This window comes from Microcystis aeruginosa LEGE 91341 (assembly GCF_015206885.1).
GTDB lineage: Bacteria > Cyanobacteriota > Cyanobacteriia > Cyanobacteriales > Microcystaceae > Microcystis > Microcystis aeruginosa_H.
This window is the reverse complement of the sequence record NZ_JADEXY010000275.1, coordinates 1-1,088: the sequence shown is the minus strand read 5'-3', so window position 1 is coordinate 1,088 and position 1,088 is coordinate 1. Positions and strand designations below refer to the sequence as shown.

Sequence of the window (1,088 nt, the reverse complement as noted above, 5' to 3'; positions counted from 1 at the left end):
AATTATGAATTATGAAGTGGGGTGTGGGGAGAATAAATAGAAATAATCTCCTATCTCCTGTCTCCCGTCTCCTGTCTTCTGTCTCCTGACTCCTGATGGCTAATGATTAATCAAAAAGACGAAAATAGGGATAACGTTTGGGAACCCCCGGTTCTTTTTCCAGATCAAAGTTAATTACATCCCAACAGGGTTCATCGGGGGCATCGGGACTAAATTCTACCGGTAAACCGTAGAGACGGGGAAGAGTGGCTTCACCCGGTTCATTACCGCGCCAAGTGGTGTTACGTTCTAGGTAGGAACTAACTAAATCCCGATAACGGTTGGCAATAATTACTTTAGTCGCTTTAAATCCTTGGGTATAGAGGCGATCGAGTGCTTCGTGAATCTCAAAACGAATACCATCCGGGTGAGTATGTTGACGATACCACTCACCATTCCAGAGTCGCCAATGTCGTCCTGACTGCAAGTGAACCAACTCACCCGTTTTGGGATCGGCTTCAAAAGCCCCATGGCGCGGACACAAATAGGTATCCGTCAAAGTGAGGGCGGGGATTAGCTGCCGACAATGAGGACAATGGATATCGGGGCCAAAAACAGGGTATTGTAAACTTGCATTGATCATGGAAGAACCTAAACTAAAAATTGCTATCTTTGTACCAATAATCCTATATATATTATACCCAACCAAATTGGACGGGTATTCTCTTTCGACTTTAGTGCAGATCCTCCCATGTCCTTAGATAACTTAAGATCAACTTCTAATTTCTGGCCCCCTGTCGATCTCAGTCAAGCGGCTTTTATCGCCCCTAACGCCACGGTAATGGGGGATATTTCCCTAGCTGTGGGGGTGAGTGTTTGGTATGGGGCGGTATTGCGTGCCGACGTGGAACGCATCGAAATTGGGGCCTATACTAATATCCAAGATGGGGCGATCCTACACGGAGATCCGGGCAAAATTACTATCCTTGAGGATTACGTTACCATCGGACACCGGGCGGTAATTCACGCAGCCCATATTGAACGCGGTTGTTTAATCGGCATTGGGGCAGTGATTCTCGATGGTGTGCGCGTCGGGGCGGGTAGTATTG

Annotated in this window: 2 protein-coding genes; one reads left to right on the top strand and one right to left on the bottom strand. The window is 47.2% G+C overall.

The window, feature by feature from the left end; translation table 11 throughout:
- Positions 1 to 106: 106 nt before the first annotated feature.
- Positions 107 to 622 (bottom strand): TIGR02652 family protein, encoded by a 516-nt coding sequence (locus IQ234_RS20835; protein ID WP_110579617.1) that lies wholly within the window; start codon positions 620 to 622, stop codon positions 107 to 109.
- A 108-nt stretch (positions 623 to 730) separates the two neighbouring features.
- Between IQ234_RS20835 and IQ234_RS20830 the strand changes: the two genes are divergently transcribed.
- A partial coding sequence (locus IQ234_RS20830; RefSeq protein WP_193958463.1) for a gamma carbonic anhydrase family protein occupies positions 731 to 1,088 on the top strand: 358 nt, incomplete at its 3' end.

What these genes read in the sequence shown, in the direction of transcription:
- IQ234_RS20835 (WP_110579617.1), bottom strand. Translation starts at nt 622, where the DNA reads ATGATCAATGCAAGTTTACAATACCCTGTTTTTGGCCCCGATATCCAT.